The 18,967-nt window shown below is 55.8% G+C and carries 15 protein-coding genes; 5 read left to right on the forward strand and 10 right to left on the reverse strand.

Annotated features, from left to right (window positions below):
- Window position 1: 1 nt before the first annotated feature.
- The 3 genes from AB4Y85_RS04430 to AB4Y85_RS04440 form a co-directional block, all read right to left on the reverse strand.
- Window positions 2-544 carry a hypothetical protein gene (locus AB4Y85_RS04430; RefSeq protein WP_441983634.1) on the reverse strand — a complete coding sequence of 181 codons (543 nt, stop codon included), beginning with the start codon at window positions 542-544 and terminating at the stop codon, window positions 2-4.
- Between the two features lie 10 nt (window positions 545-554).
- Window positions 555-2,318 carry a hypothetical protein gene (locus AB4Y85_RS04435; protein WP_441983635.1) on the reverse strand — a complete coding sequence of 588 codons (1,764 nt, stop codon included), beginning with the start codon at window positions 2,316-2,318 and terminating at the stop codon, window positions 555-557.
- Between the two features lie 723 nt (window positions 2,319-3,041).
- Window positions 3,042-3,416 (reverse strand): helix-turn-helix domain-containing protein, encoded by a 375-nt coding sequence (locus AB4Y85_RS04440; RefSeq protein WP_441983636.1) that lies wholly within the window; start codon window positions 3,414-3,416, stop codon window positions 3,042-3,044.
- Between the two features lie 534 nt (window positions 3,417-3,950).
- On the opposite strand from AB4Y85_RS04440, the gene AB4Y85_RS04445 reads away from it, so the two are divergent.
- The gene (locus tag AB4Y85_RS04445) at window positions 3,951-4,286 is read left to right on the forward strand and encodes a hypothetical protein (protein ID WP_441983637.1); all 336 of its coding nucleotides are present in this window, start codon (window positions 3,951-3,953) and stop codon (window positions 4,284-4,286) included.
- A 48-nt stretch (window positions 4,287-4,334) separates the two neighbouring features.
- Here AB4Y85_RS04445 and terL read toward each other — a convergent pair whose 3' ends face one another.
- The 7 genes from terL to AB4Y85_RS04480 all read right to left on the reverse strand — a co-directional run bounded on the left by terL (window position 4,335) and on the right by AB4Y85_RS04480 (window position 14,653).
- On the reverse strand, window positions 4,335-5,807 hold the full coding sequence (gene terL / locus AB4Y85_RS04450) for a phage terminase large subunit (protein ID WP_441983638.1): 1,473 nt from the start codon (window positions 5,805-5,807) through the stop codon (window positions 4,335-4,337).
- Window positions 5,800-6,252 carry a DUF5681 domain-containing protein gene (locus tag AB4Y85_RS04455; RefSeq protein WP_441983639.1) on the reverse strand — a complete coding sequence of 151 codons (453 nt, stop codon included), beginning with the start codon at window positions 6,250-6,252 and terminating at the stop codon, window positions 5,800-5,802. Before AB4Y85_RS04455 ends, terL begins: the two co-directional genes overlap by 8 nt.
- Window positions 6,253-6,263: 11 nt before the next feature.
- Window positions 6,264-7,739 carry a site-specific DNA-methyltransferase gene (locus AB4Y85_RS04460; protein WP_441983640.1) on the reverse strand — a complete coding sequence of 492 codons (1,476 nt, stop codon included), beginning with the start codon at window positions 7,737-7,739 and terminating at the stop codon, window positions 6,264-6,266.
- A 651-nt stretch (window positions 7,740-8,390) separates the two neighbouring features.
- The gene (locus AB4Y85_RS04465) at window positions 8,391-10,178 is read right to left on the reverse strand and encodes a recombinase family protein (RefSeq protein WP_441983641.1); all 1,788 of its coding nucleotides are present in this window, start codon (window positions 10,176-10,178) and stop codon (window positions 8,391-8,393) included.
- A complete protein-coding gene (locus AB4Y85_RS04470) occupies window positions 10,175-10,690 on the reverse strand; it encodes a DUF2924 domain-containing protein (protein WP_441983642.1) in 516 nt (171 codons plus the stop codon). Before AB4Y85_RS04470 ends, AB4Y85_RS04465 begins: the two co-directional genes overlap by 4 nt.
- An 827-nt stretch (window positions 10,691-11,517) precedes the next feature.
- Window positions 11,518-12,942: a UvrD-helicase domain-containing protein gene (locus AB4Y85_RS04475; RefSeq protein WP_441983643.1), complete on the reverse strand. Its 1,425-nt coding sequence runs from the start codon at window positions 12,940-12,942 to the stop codon at window positions 11,518-11,520.
- Entirely contained in the window at window positions 12,935-14,653 is a 1,719-nt protein-coding gene (locus AB4Y85_RS04480) for an ATP-dependent nuclease (protein ID WP_441983644.1), read from the reverse strand. Before AB4Y85_RS04480 ends, AB4Y85_RS04475 begins: the two co-directional genes overlap by 8 nt.
- Window positions 14,654-15,203: 550 nt before the next feature.
- Between AB4Y85_RS04480 and AB4Y85_RS04485 the strand changes: the two genes are divergently transcribed.
- From AB4Y85_RS04485 to AB4Y85_RS04500, 4 genes are read left to right on the forward strand one after another with little or no spacing between them, the layout of a single operon-like run.
- Window positions 15,204-15,779 (forward strand): hypothetical protein, encoded by a 576-nt coding sequence (locus tag AB4Y85_RS04485; protein WP_441983645.1) that lies wholly within the window; start codon window positions 15,204-15,206, stop codon window positions 15,777-15,779.
- Window positions 15,776-17,161 (forward strand): 7-cyano-7-deazaguanine synthase, encoded by a 1,386-nt coding sequence (locus AB4Y85_RS04490; RefSeq protein WP_441983646.1) that lies wholly within the window; start codon window positions 15,776-15,778, stop codon window positions 17,159-17,161. The genes AB4Y85_RS04485 and AB4Y85_RS04490 overlap by 4 nt, the downstream gene beginning before the upstream one ends.
- Complete coding sequence (locus AB4Y85_RS04495) at window positions 17,145-18,335, forward strand: ImmA/IrrE family metallo-endopeptidase (RefSeq protein WP_441983647.1); 1,191 nt, start codon at window positions 17,145-17,147, stop codon at window positions 18,333-18,335. The genes AB4Y85_RS04490 and AB4Y85_RS04495 overlap by 17 nt, the downstream gene beginning before the upstream one ends.
- Window positions 18,310-18,960, forward strand: a complete 651-nt coding sequence (locus tag AB4Y85_RS04500; RefSeq protein WP_441983648.1) for a DNA-binding protein — start codon at window positions 18,310-18,312, stop codon at window positions 18,958-18,960. Before AB4Y85_RS04495 ends, AB4Y85_RS04500 begins: the two co-directional genes overlap by 26 nt.
- The last annotated feature ends 7 nt before the right edge of the window (window positions 18,961-18,967 follow it).

Genomic DNA, 18,967 nt, shown 5'->3' on the forward strand with positions numbered 1-18,967 from the left:
CTTATGGGACTAAGATAATTCCGACAGGCGACTGCTGTAGATGGAATTCTTTTATAGAATTCCTTTCATAACAACTTGTGCCATTTTGATGTTCTATATAGAAGTTTGACGTAGGTATTTCTATAATCCTACATTTATTACTCCAAATTATACTTATCGCTTGCAGTCCAGAATCCCGATAATGACTATATGATCCTAAGCATGAAGAAAAATCTTTGCCGAGCTCATATTTGATATCGCTGAGGGGATGTTGGTATTCACCGCTGAAGCAAATGGCCTCCCAGTTTGATGGGAATAGTTTGATGAAATCGACACGCTTGTTCCTTTTGATGTATTCAATGACTTCTTTGTCTTGAGGCAGGCCACCTTGAGATACCTGCGCAGAGAGAAGTGAGACTGCGGATCCTAATTCACCTTCCGTTGCCTTGGCTCCGATACGAGATTCGGCGCACGCAGAAGAATTTTCTGTTGTACAATACATGCAGAGCATGGAGCCGAGTAGGAGCTTCGCGGCAGAGACCTTAGAATGTGAAATCGCGAACATTGCCGTCCTCCTAGATCACGAAGAAGTCTTTGTGTGAGATCGTATTGAGCTTTTTCAGCAGCACAGCGATTTTTACCGCCGAGCCAGCGCCTGTCCCATCCGGATCATAGGATAAGACGCCAGTCTTCGGATTGTAGATGATGCGGTCACTCTCATCGTGAGCCTTAGCGCCCTTCCAGAACATTGCGGATTTCAGCTTCGCCGGGTGATCAATCGTTCCTTTCGAGCCGAGCTTCTTGAAGGTTCGGTTGTCGAGATAGATCGTATCGTCTCTGACTTTAAAATCATTGACGCGGTCAACATTCATTCTCACGTTCGGCTTGGTGTCGAAGACGAAGATATCCTTGCCCTCGCCGCCAATCAGGCTGTCATGACTGTCTTTGCCGTAGAGAACGTCATCACCTAGCCCGCCGTTCAGCACGTCCCTGCCGCGTCCGCCGATCAGTGTGTCATTGCCGTCAGAGCTGGTCTGCGTGCTCGTGGGATTGATGATGAGTTCGTCACGCACGTCTTCGATATCGATCACGAAGCTCTGACGGACCGTTATGTTTCCGGGTCCTGTCGCCAGCACGACAACCGTATGCGACTTATGGCTTTCGTAATCGAGCCCCGATCCGCTCGCGACGAGAAGCTTATCGCCATCGATGACGAACCGTCCTCCGGCACTGTCCAGCAGCTTATAGGTGAACCCATCACCCACACCGGACGCTTTCGCGGTCAGGAAGCCGACCAGTTTACCGCCTTGCGACAGCTCCGGCACCGCCGCATGGCTCAGCGTCACATGCGGCGTTTCCGCCTTGATCGTCTGGTCGATGGTCACCGTCGATGTCGATCTGCGACCACCGTAATCTGTCAACGTTATCAGGATATGCTGCTGGACGCTTGTCTCCGGGATCGCATCCGCCATCGTATAGGTCAGGGACCGCAAGATGTCCTGCACACGATCCGGCGTCGCATTTGTGTTGAAGATGATGCTGAGGCCACCGTCGCCAGCAGCCCATAGCATTCCGACATCGACGCCTGCGACCCTGATGGTGCTGCCGGACGTATAGCCCCCATCGAGCGCGACGGATGCGGCCACATCAATGCCGAGACGGCCAGGCGCAGCGAGCCCAACAGGAGCGCTCACTTTAAGCAAGGTCAAAACCCCATCATCCTCCGACAGGACGGCGTTGCGCCCCATGTCCACGAAGACACGCTGTCCGGACTTGGCCTCGAACCGGTCGCCGTTCAAGCCCTGCATGACAGGAGCCGAGTTCGTATGTGTGCCATTGACATCGACGATGGTATCGATTCCCCGCTGGTGCAGGGCTTTAAGTTCAGAGGCCGTGAACGCGACAGTGGCCGCAACGAGCCGGTCGTTCTGGCTTTCACCGCCAGAAACCAGGAATGCTGTTGCCGCGTCAGCGACTGTGATGACGGCGCTGTCGGTTTTCAGCGAAAGCTGATCGATTCCGATCAAGGTCTTGTTGCGGAAATCGAACGCTTCGCCATGCAGGACGACTTCGTCCCAATGGATAGCATCCTGACTACCTCCATCGAGAGTGGCTACCCCACTCAATCTCTCCTGATCGAGGATGATCGTATCGTGGCTGCTCGATCCACGAATGATCTCAATGCTGGTGAAGACCTGCGCGAGCCTTAGATCAAAAGTGTTGCCGCCATCCAACTGGAGCGTATCTTCGCCTCCGGCGCCGTCGAACACCCCGCCTTCCAAGTCTGCAGCATCGACTGTGAATATGTCATTGCCGGCGCTGCCAGTTAAGAGTTTCATAAAGAAGGAAGCTTGTTGTTTTTTGGCGAACTCGATCATGACGTTAGGCAACTTACCAAGATTGTTCTTACGGAAGGAGAGACGCTAATCCGTCAATCAAGCGTTGTAAAGAAACTTTGTTATATATCCCTCTAGTCGCGAGGAATGTCCCTCCCTCGTGATTTACCTATTAGCAAGGTTTTCATGATGCGGGCGATTACACCTGGATCGATGGATCGATTGCCTAGGTGGGGCCGGATGAAACTTCAACGACCCTATCTTGCGAGGGAATAAAGCAACAGGTCATCTTTGGCAGACCGACCGATCCATAGACGGCGCTGCGGTTCCAGCGAAATCAGAAACTAGAACTGATTGTGGCGGAAGTTCCAAGTCCCAGTGTGGGTACCAAACTGACGAGGAGCTTGCCTAAACGCTCAGTGTATCTGCGGCGAAATATGGACCGAAAGGTATGTGCAGCAGTCTTAAAAAAATATCTTCGCCTACGTGAATCTGGCTCCAAGCAGCACTGCTTTAGAGTTCACGCTCAAGGGGCAAAGACCGGCATAGGCTTTGAGAACACCCCGGGCCACGGTCCTTTTGCCGTCACCCATGATCTCAGAACCGAGAAGAAAGAGGCCAAGGCTTTTTGGGTCGGTATCATGAACGGTCTTGATATCATCCGGACACATCCGGTCGACCCGCTTTCGCTGTCGAATGCTCAGAGATCCTGATCCATTGCATCAATCACTGCGAAGCGCCGCCCTTCAGGCGTGTCCGGCCTTTGGCCCTGGCCAGAACTTCGACGAGCTCAAGCGCGATCTTCAGATCCATGTCCGACAGACCACGGGCGGATTCGCGCAATTGCAGCTCGATCCGCAGTCGCTCCGGCGCAACATTGCGCTCGGTGAGGCTTTCGAACAGCTCGGGTAACGGAACACTGAGCACACGGGCGAGATCGGCCAGCGTTTCGATCGTCGGCAGCTGCAGTCCTCGTTCAATATTCGAGATACTCTCCGGCGTGCGTCCGATTTTCTCGGCGAGCGCCTCCTGGGTCAGCTTGGCCCGCCGCCGTGCCGCCTGAACCCGCAATCCCAAAGCCTGCTTCAATATATCGACCATAGGCCGGAACGTGACTTCGAAAGATGCTCTTGACCATGAACCTTACTTCGAGCAATGCATGTCATAACGAAACGGAGTTCGGGCTCGCAAAAGATCAGCGCTTATACGCAAACTGGTGGGTGTCCGATGGTTATAGGCCGGCAAGGCCACGAAAGAGAGAAGGTTGAGCGATGCGGATCGTTGTCTTCCTGGTGGGGTTCGTCCTGTTCCAGGGTGCGGGCTTCTACGGTTACACAAAATGGCAGACCTATATGTCTGAAGCTGCGCGTATCGCTTCTCTAAATGGATCTCTACGCCAGCTCGGTCAGTCCGGGCTGAGTCTGCCTAGACCGCCGAACCTCGGTCCTGCGGCTCTCACGGCGTCTGTCGGTTTCAGCATTATGCTGCTCGGATGTGCCCTGATCGCAGCAGGGCGGCCAGACAGCCGGATCCGGTTGAGCCAAACCTGACATGCTCGGCCATCAGATCTTATCGACGACGCTCCTCTTTTTGTCATCCCAGCCATCAACGCCCTTCCCAAACGGAGATCCTTGTATGCTACGCATGATCCCACTTGCCCTCACCACCTTCGTCCTCGCCGGATGTCAAACGGCTCTTCAGAAGGAGATCCAGGACAACCGGTTTGCACGCGCGGACGGAAGGCCCATCCGCTCTTCGCCCGCACTGCTCACACAGGCCCAGCTCGATCTAGATTACTGCAAGGGCGAGGCTAACAAGGCAGCGCTGTCCGCAGCGCCGATCTACGCCCGTGGAGTCGTCGGGATGATCGCGGCGGATCAGGTGAATCAACGACGGCAGGAGGCCGTCTTTGACGTCATGAAGGGATGCATGGCCGGGAAGGGCTATGCCTGGGGTCCTAAGGCGGTCTGACCGGCATCCATGTGGTTCAAAAACCATGAACAATGATCCGGCGCTCCGCTATTCCCGTTCAACTCCGGCAGGTCTCTTAAATCCCGCGGGTCGCCGCACGCTTTTGGGTCTTTCGCGAGGCTTCCCGGTTGCATGCAGCGGGTAGGTGCGGGCCGTCAGATAGTCGAGGGCCTGACTGGTCGAGTCGACCTGATCGTCATACCGCCCGTTCGGGAAGGCGAGCAGTTCATCGAGCCAACCGGCGAACCAGGGAGCATCCTGAGGCACATACACTTGGCCCGACTCGAACCGGGCCGATTGGGCGAGGAAGCGCGCCTGCTTGTCGAAGCGAGGCTTGCGCAGAATGGCCTGCCACTCTCCTGACCGGCGCAGATCTTGCGTGATGGCCCGTCCGATGTCGGTGTCCTCAATGATCGTCTGATCGGCTTTCCAGGCCTGCGACAGGCGCAGCACCTCGCGCCGCAGCTCCGGCACCTCGAACCTACCCCGATTCAGATCGAGCAGATAGAAGTCGAGACCCTTGGCACCCCAGACGGTGCCGACCGAATAGTCGGAGGTCTCCGACAAGGTGGACGCAGTATCCCAGCTGGCGATCACCATGTCGAAGGTTGACGGCCGCTCAGCGTAGGTCCGCAGCCATTCGCGTTTGACGATGTTTCCCTCCGGCGGCACCGGCGCCTGCTGATACTGGGCCGAGAAGGTCAGCGACCCTTGCGAGCGGCGCATTTGCTCCAGGATCTCGCGCGGCTCGCGGGCGGCATGGAGCACCTCGCCGGGATGCCTGATATAGACATCCTCCGGGTCGTTACTGAGCCGGTAGACTCTCTCCTCCGTCTCGATCGCCGGTATCGAGACGACTTCCCAATCGCCCTTCGCCAGCACGTGGCCGACCAGATCATCCTGATGCAACCGCTGCATGATGATCACGATGGCCCCGGTGCGCTTGTCGTTCAGGCGGGTGTAGAGGGTGTTGTCGAACGCCTCGTTGACCCGCCGGCGCTCCTTCTCGGAGAGTGCATCGGTCGCTTTGATCGGATCGTCGATGACGATGAGGTCTGCTCCGCGGCCCAGAATCGAGCCGCTCATGCCGGCGGCATAGCGATACCCCTGCCGGGTGGTGACCAGCTCCGTATTGCGGGGCCGTTTAGAGGCAAGCTGCATCTGCGGGAAGAGCTCCCGGTACCATGGGCTGTCGAGTATGGTGCGGGTATCGACCGAGAGTTTGCGGGCGAGATCGTCGGCATACGAGGCGCAGATGATGCGCCGTGTCGGATCGCGGCCCATCACCCAGGCGGTAAAGCCGACCGAGACCGTGATCGACTTCATCGAGCGCGGGGGCACGTTGATGATGAGCCGCCTGATCTCACCGCGGGCGACACGAGACAGTTGCCAGCAAATGTGATCGATGTGCCAGTTATGCCGGTAGGGCGTGCCGGGCTCGAGGGCAGCAAAGACTTTTTGGCTGAAGGTGGCCAGATCCTGCCGCAGCAGAGCCCGCAGGAGGCGTGCGCGATCAGTCATGATCCTGCCCCTCCTCAGTGGAGACGGTTTCCTTGGAGCCCGGGCCTGCGTTCGATACACTCTGCCGTCGGGACGGACCGAGCACCCGCTCCAGAAGCACAAGATCCTCCTCCGGCAGCTCATCTGAGCGCTCGGCCTCATGACCGGCATGTCGCTCGTAGCGGTCGAGCAGGCTATCGGTTGCTCGCAGCTGCCCGCGCAGGGCATCCTGGGCCTGACGCAGGATGATCGCCTCAAGCAACGGCACCTTGCGCTTGCGCCCGTTCTCGGTGAGCTCGATCTCGCTTTCGAGCACGGCCGTCATGACGGTCTTGAGATTGACGCTGCCTTTCCTGCGACCGCCCGGATTACCAGACTGGCCCGGCTTGAACTGGCTGGAGCGCGGCGGCCTGCCCCGGCCGACCACATAGGCGGCCGGGGCGTTGGTGTTCTTCTTCCTGGTCATGGTCCGTCACCTCACGCCGCACGCGACGAGCGCTGGCGGACCCGAACTGTCAGAGCAGGATCGGTCACGGAATCCGCTTGAGGTCCGGTCCGCTGATCAGACGACGCTGCGCGCTGTTCGGCTATCTCTGCGAAGGTGCGTCCTGTCTCGGCATGACGGGCAACTTCGCCGGACCACTGCTGCCAGCGCCGCACGCCGACATCGACATAGTGCGGGTCAAGCTCCACGGCATAGCCGCGACGGCCGACTTTGGCGCAGGCGATGATGGTGGTGCCGGAGCCGGAGAAGGCATCAAGCACGATGGCGTTACGGCTGGTGACGTCCCGGATCGCATCGGCAATCATCCGGACATTCTTCGGGGTGGGGTGCAGTTCCAGCTCCTTGCGCAAGCTGGTGGCCCCAGGGTAGTCCCAGACGTTGGTGCGGTTGCGTCCGAACTTACCCAGCTGCACATGATTGGTGCCTGGACTCTTCGGGTCCTTGAATACAAAGACCAGCTCATGCTGCGAGCGGTAGAGCGAGCCCATGGCCCCGGAGCCCTTGTTCCAGATGCACAGGTTCTTCAGCTCCAGGCCGGCCGCCCGGCCGCCGGCCAGCATCTCGGCCATGTGGCGCCAGTCCATGAAGCAGAATTGATATCCACCCGGCGAGAGAAAGGCAGAGCTCGCCTTCAGGAAATTAGTAAGGAAGGGAACAAAGGCCTCGCCCAGCTCGCCCGCACCCATAACGAATTCCTTATGCCGGCCCGTTTTGGCGACATGACCGGAGATCGGAACATCGTAGGGGGCGTCATGGATGCCCATGGCAGCGCGCTCGGTTCCGAGGAGCGTAGTGTAGGTAGTCTCATTCCGGGCATCGCCGCAGATCAGGCGATGCTCACCGAGAAGCCAGAGATCACCAAGCTGAGACACAAGGGGTCCATCACCCTCATCGGGGAGAACGTCATCCGGGTCAGGCTCCGTGACCTTCTGTTGGCCTTCGATGAGCTGATCAATCTCAGGCGAAGCAAAGCCGGTGATGGAAAGGTCGAAGGTGAGGTCAAGTGTGAGATCGAGTTCAAGCAGTTCCTTGAACTCGAGCGCCAGGAGTTCCTGGTTCCAGCCAGAGCTCTCCGCCAAGCGGTTCAAGGCAATGCGCAGAGTGCGCTTTTGGGCGTCATCCAGGTGGGTGAGACGCACAACTGGGACAGAGCTATAGCCCGCATTGCGGGCGGCCTCGAAGATCCCATGCCCGCCGACGATCTCACCGTCAGCATCGACTAGGATGGGCTGCACGAAGCCGAAGGCTTGAATGGAGGCTTCGAGCTGTTCGACGTGAGAGGTAGAATGGGTGCGCAGGGCGCGCCTGTAAGCTTTAAGGCTGTCGATCGGCACGTACTCGACTGCAAGCTTCAGGTCGCGATAAAGAGCTTTAACTTTGCGAGGGGCAGGGCAACCAGCAACCGCTTGCCGTGAAGCCGAGGAGGGAGTGCGAATTGGGTCGCTCATAGCGAGGTTCCTTTGAACAATAGGGGCCAACCCCGCTGCCGAGTCGCATCGGCAACGATCACCGTGAGATCAGACGATCTCAAGAAGTGGTTCGGCCGCTATGGCCGAGGGCTGTCCGCGAATGCTCCCAAAGGAATCTGCCGCTGAACGAATCAGGATGTAGACGAGTTTCGACCCGCTCGCAAGCCATTGATATTAAATGACAAAGAGAGTGTCCGAGGCTTGCGACCAGCAGATCTAGAGGAGACCGGACTCTCTGCGTGAAAGCAGAATTTTCCCTGCAGAATTCCCTCAGAGCAGTGAATGCTACCCAGAGACAGGTTCGCAGATGACTGCCTCCACCGCCATTACTTCTGATTGAATGACCTAGTCCGCCCCACCACTTAAGATAGTTGGAATTTTGCCGGCATTTCCGGGGTTTTTGGCTTCGAGGATCTGCTCGTCCGGCAGGCAGAGACGCCATCCGCGAGTTTCGGGTCGTATTTTCAGCTCTCCGTCTCGATTGACGAATTGGGCAGTACGGAAGTCTCCGGCCGGAGTGGTAGGGAGACTGAAAAGTGTCCGAGTCTCGCAGTCCACCATCGGCCAAGGAGAAAGGCTCCTCGTGCAAGGAGCCTGGGTACTACAGATATACTACACCTGAACTGATCGTCAGGCGGCAATGCCAAGCCTGATGCGCTGCTCCTGCCAGTCGAGCGGAAGTCGCGTATCCGCCATCAGCTTTGCGGCTGTCAGTTCCGGTGGCTGATCGCCGTCGAGGATGCGGGTCAGAATATCAGGTGCGAGATAGGTCAAGCGCAGCAGCCGGGTGATGTAGGAGGGTGTGAGCTTTTCCTGAAGCGCCACTTCCTCGATGGTCAGTCCGTCTTCCTGCGCAAAACGCTCGGCGATCGTATGAGCGCGGACGATGATCCGGATGAGGCTTTGATCAGGATCACGACCTTTCTCTCCTGCAACAACAAACCGCAGCTCATTGCCGGACCGGCGCAAGCTGGCAGGAATTGCGAGATGGATTGGATCGCCATGGTTGGCTCGCACTAAGCTGACCGCGGGCCCGCTTAGCGCATCGTTGTGCGTCAGCCATCCCAGCAATGCATCACGGTCGAGTTTCAGGTCCACGACGCTGGCTTGAACAGTGATGCGGATTACCGTTGCCATCAGAAATTGCCGCAGCAGATCATCGGTGCCGCGTTCAATCGAGCGAGCTGTCTCTGCCGCTTTCTGGATAAGCTCGCCAGCCTCAGCTGCATCTGGTGCTGCTTCAGCCAGCGCATCCATGATCCGTGTTGGTGAGGCGAGGAAGCTGACGATCTGGTCTTTGATCAGTCCTTCCAGCGCCGGAGCCGGGATGCGCCAACCGGTCTTGGCATTCTTTGACGGTTGCTTCGCATCTCCCAGGCTGCTCGTGGTCAGGGATTGGGAGATGTAGTAGCGATACCGCGTGCCGCGTTTGACCGCATGGCTTGGCGTCAGACGGTTCCCGTCAGCATCGAAGACAAGTCCGGCTAAGAGGCTAGGCGCCTGGGCGCTTGTTCCGCGCTCGCGCCTAACCCGATTGTCAGTGAGGATACTCTGAACCTCATCCCAGAGATCCTGCTCGACAATCGGGGGATGCTCTGCTGGATAAGCATCGCCCTTATGCGTAATCTCACCGCGATAGATCCGGTTCGCCAGCATGAGATAAAGTGCGCCACGGGCCAGCGGCTTGCCGCCGCGCTCTACTGCGTCATTCGCTGTTGGCCTGATCTTGCTGACGATCCCTTCGGCGGCGAGTTCAAGCTGCAATAGCCGAACGGATTTGAGATCGCGGTAGCAATCGAAGATATGACGAACCGTCTGGGCTTCGGTCTCGTTGACCACCAGCTTACGCTCTTTCACATCGTAGCCGAGCGGCGGCAGGCCGCCCATCCACATGCCCTTCCGTTTTGAAGCAGCGATCTTATCCCGGATGCGTTCTCCCGTCACTTCGCGCTCGAACTGGGCAAACGACAGCAGGACATTGAGAGTCAGGCGTCCCATGCTGGATGTCGTGTTGAACGCCTGTGTCACCGAGACGAATGACACCTGCTTCGCATCGAAGATCTCGACGATCTTGGCGAAGTCGGCCAGCGATCGCGTCAGGCGATCGACTTTATAGACGACAACCACATCGATCTTGCCATCCGCGATGTCCGTCAACAGCCGCTGCAATGCCGGCCGTTGCATGGTGGCGCCGGAGATGCCGCCATCGTCATAGAAGGTTGGCAGTACCGTCCAGCCTTCCTGTCGCTGAGAGACGATATAGGCCTCGCAAGCTTCGCGCTGAGCATTGAGCGAGTTGAACTCTTGCTCCAACCCTTCCTCATGCGATTTGCGGGTATAGATCGCGCAGCGCAGTTTTGAACGAGGGGGCTTGTTCTGGTCCGGTGAGTTGGCCCTTCGACCAGGAGATGTGCTCATACCGCCTCTCCGCTTTTCTGCTTGATCTTCGATGCGCCGACCAAGCCGAAGAAGCGGGGGCCGGACCAGTGTGCACCGGTGATCTGATTGGCGATGCGCGTCAGCGATGCGTAGGCTCGTCCGTCATAATCAAAGCCTGCCTCAGTGACCGTAACGACATGCGTTCGACCGTGCCATTCTCTGATCAATCGACTGCCTGGTTTGATCCGTGAACCGACTGGACCGGCTGGTTCAATACCGCCTTGAGCCTGCTTTTGAAGTGCCTTTATCCGCTTCTGAGCAACTCGCGATGCCCCCGGAGCCTGAAGCTCCTGCATGCGATAAGCGAGACCTCGGATGATCAGGTCACGGCTTAGAAGCGGCGGCGATGCTCGAAACAGACGACGCCATTCCGACCGCAATTCGGTGAGATTCAAGCCTTGCAGATCGGACAAACGATAGACACGACCAACGCCGGATGTGGATTGATCCACGTCCAACGCATCGAAAGACTCTGAATTCTTTGTAAGCATTTCACCCCCGCGCCAGCGCCCACAATGAAGGCCTGTACTGACGCAAGCCCGGAGGAGCTCCGGGCGACGGTGAATGGACCGAGAGCATGGCTCCCTATGCGCATGAAGTCCAGTCAGAAGAGCGAAAAATTACTACTGCCCAAGGTCGATGAAGGGCAGACCGCCGGCGCGTTTGCACCTTCACGCGAACGACATCTAAGGTTCAGAAGCATTAAGGGTAGTCAGATCAAGCTCTTGGTGCCTTCTCTCACTTTACTCGGATGCTAAGCAGGGGCTGTGGATCTCTGCTCCCCGCCCGAAACTCACGCCAACCAATGATGCTGGCTTCGACAGCCTCTCCTGATGTCCCCTTCCGCCACTCCCCGTTGATGCGCTCACAGGGGAATGGAAGGATGTAAGTTCCAACATGATCCTCAGCCAGAGCCTGCACCGGCAGCCCAGAGCCTGGATACCCGTCGGTCTTGAAGTCCTTCAAACGGGTAGTTCGTGTCACCATGCACCCGCTCCGACTTATTCTGATGCGCCGCTAAATCCATGCGGCAGTGTTACCGAACCTGAGGCGAAATGGGTCACATCATACTGACCGTTCTCGGCATGATGGCGCAGATGAAATGACGCTTCATTAAAAAGCGTCACGCGAAGGTATCGAGAAAGCAAAAGCAGAAGGTGCTTATCTTGGCGGTAAGCGTCGTATCAATCCCGAGCGGATTTTAAATTAAAAGCCAAGGGAAGCAGCCCCACGGCTATAGCTAAAACTTTGGGCTGCTTGGGAATGCAGGTTTATAGAATAATACGAAGCCAAAAAATTCTAGGACTATCGTTTAATCTCACCAAGGGGGCGTCAGCACACGGGTTGTAGAACAAACCAGTACATTCTTTGATCCCCTGGTCATTGCTACATAGAGATTTCTAGCATTAAGTGCATTTGCATTCAGGATCACTGACACTTCTGCCTCCAATCCCTTCAAAAGCAAAGTGCTTCCTACAGCCCTCTTCGGTAGCGGGCGGCCTTGAACTCGGCTTTGTTCGCGAACTTGGATAGATGCATCACGAAATAACATGGCACTTTGTCCACTACAGAGCTGCAGGGCACGAAGACATGCCCTAAGCACGGCAGGGCGATGAGCTCTAACACCAGCTTCCTTATTGATCTCTACAAGCATGTCCGAAATGCTTCTGTAAGTTCGCTCCCTTAGAAATGTAAGTGCTGCTCTCTCAACCATTGTAGCTTCTTTGCGGGCTGAGCCTTTGCTTAATGCTTCAACTCGACGAACAAGATCACTTGCTCCAACATTTGTCATAACACTTTGAGCAAAGTTGGCTATCTGTGTAAGCGCACTTTCAGAGTTTGGATCCAAATCGCGGGCGAATGTCACCAGATCGCGTAGATCCACAGCTTCAACAGTGATTGCTCCTGGCGTTTGCCCAGCAAATTTTTGCTGACTCGCCGGGTTAGTGCTGTCGCCAATGATGAGGACAGAACCAACTCCACCTGGAGGCTCCACTCTTCCAGCATTCATCCTTTTAGTATGATCTTCTGCTGAACCGTTAAGGGAAACCCAATTTACAGAGGCCGGAGCTGTTTGAAGATCTATGCTTTGGCGGTTCTGTAATTTGTCGCGCGCAAACAGAAGCCATCGTCCTAGGTCCTCTGCTTCGGCATTGATCCAACGCCACGGCTTCTGTAACTCACCTGCTTTAGGAAAGTGACCGCATACATGATCATCCCAGTTAGCAAGTGGATCATCGCCAAAGCCGAAAATTGACTGCATTGGATCTCCCAAAATGCAGGTCGGTAGAAACTTTGAAGCTTCATACACAATAGCGTGTTGCTGCAAGGAACAGTCCTGATACTCATCAACAATAAGACGGCAATAATTTGCCTCTATTATATCAGAGATATGACCCGCTTTGAGAAGCCTATAGGCAGCAGTCCTTACACCACGGTAATTTGGTTTATCATCTAATATTATCGCGGGGTCATGCCCTGATCTTTCAGGGAACGCAGAGATCAGTCTGACGGCCCAACCATCGATTGTACTAATTCGATATCCCGTGGGCCTAATTCCTGCTCTATCGAGTCGGATCCTCAACGCAGCGACGCCAGCATTCGTATGAGTAAGCACAAGAATGGGTTTGCGCATATCATGCTTTTGAAGAGCATCAGCAATAAGTTGTGTCTTGCCGCAACCAGCTGGAGCTACAATAAGGCCCTTACTGATACTCAATAGATCAATATCATTCTTAGACATTGGCTGCCCACATAAACACAAGGTCAATCTTAGTCTGGAAGCCCTCATCCGCTTCATCGAGATCAGGTCCTACAATCTCGCAGCCAATTTCCTCCATGGCACTCACAGACTTGAACCAGCTCTTATTTTTTCGCCCCGCAGCCTTTCCGAGGATTAATCTAATTTGATCTGAAACACCTTCGATTAAAATCATTTCCTCAATAGCCTCAAGGTTCATAGTTCCGTTGGAGGCAGACTTGATGTTCTCATCAACGGGTCCACGCTCCTTGAGTTTGATGGCCTCCGATAGCAGCTTCTGGACGCCATCCTCACTGAGACTCGCGAACAGTTCCATTTCCAGAGAACGGCCCTCCTCCCATGAAATTATGGTTCCCCCTGTTGCAATAAATCTAGCCTCGCCGACAACATCGGCCAGAACATCACTATCTCGCAGGATTGCGACGCGATAACCTAGAGACTGAAATGCAAGCGCCCTTTGTAGAAATCCGGTTCCACCTCCATCCACCAGCGCGACACCACAAGCTCCGATAGGAGGATGACCTAGTTTTAGGCGGTAGTAATCGATGCCGCGCAGTAGGCCGACCTCGCTCGCCCCTTCGCATACTACGACAGATGGCGCTAGCAACGCCTCGGGATATCGACGGGTCGTACCTTGTACATCGTCTCCGGTTCCCACGGGCAGCGCGCAGTGATTATCGCCATCGCTTCTGACAACATACAGTTGATTACCCGACAATTCTCGAACAGCGATAGGTGAGTGAGTGGTCATGAAAACCTGAAGAGGTGGTTGCTTTTCCCTAGCACCAAGGGCATCGAGAAGGCGCATAATTCTGTGCGGCTCAAGCCCATGCTCAAGTTCATCGATCAATACTATGGGAGCTTGGCTTGCGGCCTGCCTTTGCAGTCCAGCAATTAAAAGCCTTGTAGACCCCAGACCTAAACCTCCAAGAGGGATGCCCTCGCTATTATGGAGAGAAATAGTACCGCCGGTGAAAGAAACTGGGTTAGCATCGAGCATTGCTCTTGCCTCAGTTCCTATAGGAACACCCAAATTCTTAGCTAGCTCAGTGACAATTTTGAGAGATTCTTCTAGTTGCTCTTTGCCCAGATCTGCAAATGTAGCTCGCGCATCGCGAGCGGCTTTCACAAGTGCAATGGTTGCATCCATACGTTCCTCAGACATCTTGTTGAGGATTGAGCCACGGCGCCAACTCAAGTGATGTTGTGAAGAAGCACCTAACCGAGTCGGGGCGAGACGTAATCTGTCAGCCCAGTTCAGGTTTCGGCTAAGATGTTGCTCAACTGCACGCTCTGAGACGAGCTGCCATTGGGGTTCTAGGTCGCCGTCGATGCGTAGCTCAATAGTGATGACTGTTTCAGCTGCTGCTTCTGGTTCGCTCAGGACTTCGCCGGTCTCTGCTTTAAAGCCTCTTAGGTACAAACCATAGCTATCAATAGCCTTGAGGGCATCATCAAGCTCTCCAAGCGTAATACTTATGACGATCGGATTATCTATATCCAAGCAGTTGAAATCCGCATCGGAAATTTGGAGATTGCGGCGTGCGCCTAAGCATAAATCTATTGCATCCAAGATACTCGACTTGCCGCTATCACCTGGTCCAATGAAGCTATTGACTCCGGGATTTGGATGGAATGTGAAGCTCTTGATGCTCCTAAAATTTTCAATCTCAATTTTTCTGATTACTGACATTTTGTAGGCAGCCCCCCTGAGTCTCCTTATTATAGAGGCTGAGCAGCATCAGAAGTGCTTGGCCGGAAGGTTGTCCACTCAATTAACAGTTGTTTTTGATCGGAGGACGATGTCATAAATATCGACATAAGCTGGAGTACCAATAAAGCTGCTTGTCCCTGTGCCCTATATACGGTGGCATGCGCGAAGAAGTGGTCGAGGGCCTAATACTCCTCAGCCAGCATCAAAATCATGCCGCTGCGCGTAACGCTTGGGTCTGTCGAATCGGGCGAGAGTCGATCTTGAACATGACCAGGTACCCTTACAACCTGCACCGGCCGAAATCATACTCGCCATAAGCATCGTTGTCTCGCGTAAGAGAATTGAAGACCTACCCGGCTTTGGTGGTCTATCCGAAGCGCTATATCACTGCGTTACTCGCGACCAATGCCATCGTAGAACCGAGATGTGGTCTGCGAGATATCGTTCCGCGCCCCTAAGGTCAGAATTAATCCAAAAAATATTGACTTTGTCAGATTTCGCACCCATATTGCCGACATGGGAGGCGATCATGACTGATGGACCGTTCAGAAATGCGGCACTGCCAAGCCGCTGGAAGCGCTACGGTCAGGAACTGGTCAGTGATGCCGCGAGTCCAGAAGAGCGCACGATGCATGCGTGCCACAGCATGATTGGTAGCGTGGACATGAAGGCATTCAATCCTCTTTTCGATGAACTCAAAGCTCACGCCGGGCGTGCCCAAATGGACCTGGACCCTGGCACGATGGTCGAAACGATTTTCGACAATCATGCGCCGTCGCCTTTGGCGGACGCCCTACAACGGCATTTGATCGCCAACCTCCGGGATCAAATGTCTCCCGACAAGGCCCTCGGTGAGGCACTCGAACGCACGGCAAAAGAGTGGATCGGCATCACCAAGAACCGCCTCGACGAAGAATGCATTCGTGCCCGCGAACTCGGCGACATGAGCCGAGAAGAGTACCGAAAGGGAATAGAGCGGAACCGCGAAACGTTTGCTGCCATCAAGCCCAACGAGCTCTGCAATGCCTTAGCCACTGGCAACAAGCGCGCTTTCAAACAGGCAGTTCAGAAGAAAGGCGGCGTAGATGAGGGGCCCGAAGAATGAGCGGCCGTCTGAACAACTCAGCGATACCAGACAAGCGCCTGTTCGTTATCGAGAAGGGACAGAAGCCGGGCCGCACCGTGCCGAAGGACGCGGCGACAGCAGAAGTCGGCCAGCACATTCGCTTCGACGCTGCGGTTCTGGATACTTTCGACGTGAAGGGATGCGAACCGCTGCACTACGATTTACTGGTCCTGTGTGCCGCGGTTGAGTTTGCTGATCGTCGTTGGAAGCGTCCACTGGGCTGGCGCCGAACCCTGGCTGTCACCCTTCCAGTCATTGACCTCAAAAGTTGGCAGAAGCCGGATGTTCTGAAGAGCCTTCATGGCGTCTTGAATCATCTGACCGGCGACTCGTGGCAATTTACCTTCGTTCAAGCGAAAAACCTGTCGCCTATCGGCTCGCGGCAGATGCCGCTGGACTTTGGCAAGACCAAAACCTTCGCCGTCGCCTATAGCGATGGTTTGGATTCCCGTGCCGTCTCGGCTCTCAGCGGGAACAAGGAACAGGCGCTTTGTATTCGCGTCGCCAGCAATCGCCAGCGCCGGAAAAATGGTGACAGCTATTTCACGCGAATTCCGTTCAAGGTTAAGGGGTACCGCGGCAACGAAAGCAGCTTCCGCTCGCGCGGATTCCAGTTTGCGGCGGTGACGGCGATTGCCGCGCAGCTCTCAAGCGTGCCGCGTATCGTAGTTCCGGAGAGCGGCCAGGGTGCACTTGGCCCCGTGCTGCTTCCACTGCACAACATCTATGCCGACTATCGTAACCATCCGACGTTCTTCCGGAAGATGGAGCGGTTCATCAAGGCATTACAGGGCTACCAGGTCCAGTTTGAGCAGCCGCGTCTGTGGTCTACGAAAGGCCAGACGCTATGCGCATTTTTGAGCATAGCCGGAAAGTCCGAAGGGCACCTGACGAGTACCCATTCCTGTTGGCAGACCCGCCGGGTCGTCAATGTAGGTGGCAGGAAGCAGTGTGGCCTGTGCGCTGCCTGCTTGCTGAGACGCCTCAGCATGCGCGCCGCTGGCGTCAACGAGGAACCTCGAACATATGTCGTGTCCGACCTTGCCGCGTCTGACGCTGGCGATGCTCTGTCGATCATACCCCAGAAGGCTGATCGGGACATCATGGTTGAGTACGGAAGCGTCGGTGTGCGCCACCTGCAGCATCTCGCTGACATGAGCGGCTTGCCTGACGACGACCTTCGCGTTCACGCCTGGCAAATCGCGGCTGCACTAGGGGAAAGCTACGAGGAAACTCTGAAGAAACTGAGGACGATGTTGGTAACACATGCCGAGGAATGGCGGGCATTTCTATCCGCACAAGGAGAACAAAGCTTCTTAAAGAGCTGGATGGATGGAGGGCGCTATGGCCGATCTGAATGAGCTGAGTGCACAGGAAATTGGACGTCGGCTACGAATAGCACGGGAGAACGCAGACATCCGGCAGGATGACGCCGCTCAGGTCATCGGCATGTCCCGTCCCACTCTGGTATCCATTGAGAAGGGTGTGCGCCGAGTGCGCATTCAGGAAATCCAGACGCTCGCCCGCCACTACGGCGTATCGGTTAACTCGCTCCTCCGCCGAGAAGCTGTACATACCGATCTGATGCCTCGCTTCCGCAAATTGCGGGAAACCGAGGACGCGCACACCAATGAAGCCGTTCAATTATTTAACGACCTGATCAAAGCCGACGTCGAACTAGAGAACGTACTCGGCATCCAACGGCGGCGAAATTATCCCCCGGAGTGCGGCATCAACGAGGGCGACGTTGTGGCCCTGGCCGAAAAGCATGCGATGGACTTGCGCGACTGGCTAGGTCTTGGCCCGGGATCGATTGCTGACATCTTCTCGCTCATTGATTTGGGTCTCGGCATTCGGTTGTATCAGCGCCGTCTTTCTTCCAATTCGAGGGTTGCCGGTCTTTTCACCTACGATGAAAGCGTCGGCGCTTGCATTCTTCTCAATGCCAACCATCCATTGCCGCGGCGCATCCAGTCCGCAGCGCATGAGCTCGGCCACTTCTATGGTACCCGTCAGACTCCGGAGGTGCTTGAAGACGATGAGAAATTCCTGTCACGCGATGAGCGTTATGCCAACGCTTTTGGCCGTGCATTCGTAACGCCAGCCGAGAGTTTCTCGGAAAGCTTCCGCCAACTGAAGGAAATCACCGGAAAAACGACTCGGCGTCTGATTATTCTCCTTGCCCAACAGTATAATATCTCGCGCCAAGCGTGCGCTCTCCGACTCGAGGAATTAGGCCTTGCCAAGAAGGGTACCTGGGCCTGGTTCGAAAACAACGGCGGCATCACCGATGAGCATGTCCGGGAGGTTCTCGGCGAAATGACGGATCGCCGCGATTTGGCAAAGAGCGACGCCGACCGACCTATCTCCCACCGCCTGAGCCTGATGGCGCATGCCGCCTGGAAGCGCGAGCTCATGTCGGAAGGACAATTGGGTGAGTTGCTGAGGGTGGGCCGAGTAGAGCTTCGTGGCATTATCGACCAGATTGAACTTGAGGAAAGGGAGACTGATGAGTCCCTCAAGCTCCCTGATTGATTTCGCGGATCCGCTGGTTCTCGACACGAGTGTTCTCATCAACCTTCACGCTTGCAAATATGGCGAGCGCATCCTTACGGCCATCCCAAACGATATTGTCGTGCCGGAAATCGTGGTGGGAGAACTGGAGCACGAGACCAGCCGCAGGAACGGTGAAAACAGCTTTCTGCATGGCCTTGTGGCGGATGGAATCGTGACGCTCGCCAACTTGACCGACGCGGAGTACGAGATATTCCATGAACTCACGTCCGCCTCGACTTCGCTGGACGACGGCGAGGCCGCGACGATCGCAGTAGCCGCCTCTAGGTATCTCCTGCCGGTTATTGATGAGCGAAAGGGGCGTACCCGCGCCGGCATCCTAATGAAAGCGCGAGCGCCTGGCTGGTCGTTAGACCTCTTTCGTCATCCGGCGGCCATCGCCGACCTCGGCGATCAACCTGCCATCGAAGCGCTGTATCTCGCCCTTCGCGACGGCCGTATGCGAGTCCCATCCGAGAGAGCGGACGGCGTCATCGCGCTCATTGGCATGGAGCGTTCACGCGATTGTACGTGCCTTCCCGGATATCAAGAACGATTCAATCTGGCACTAGGTGTCCTGGGCATTCTTGAAATGCCGTCGATTTAGAGTTATC

Origin of the sequence: Microvirga sp. 2YAF29, from assembly GCF_052114605.1 — a bacterium.
GTDB lineage: Bacteria > Pseudomonadota > Alphaproteobacteria > Rhizobiales > Beijerinckiaceae > Microvirga.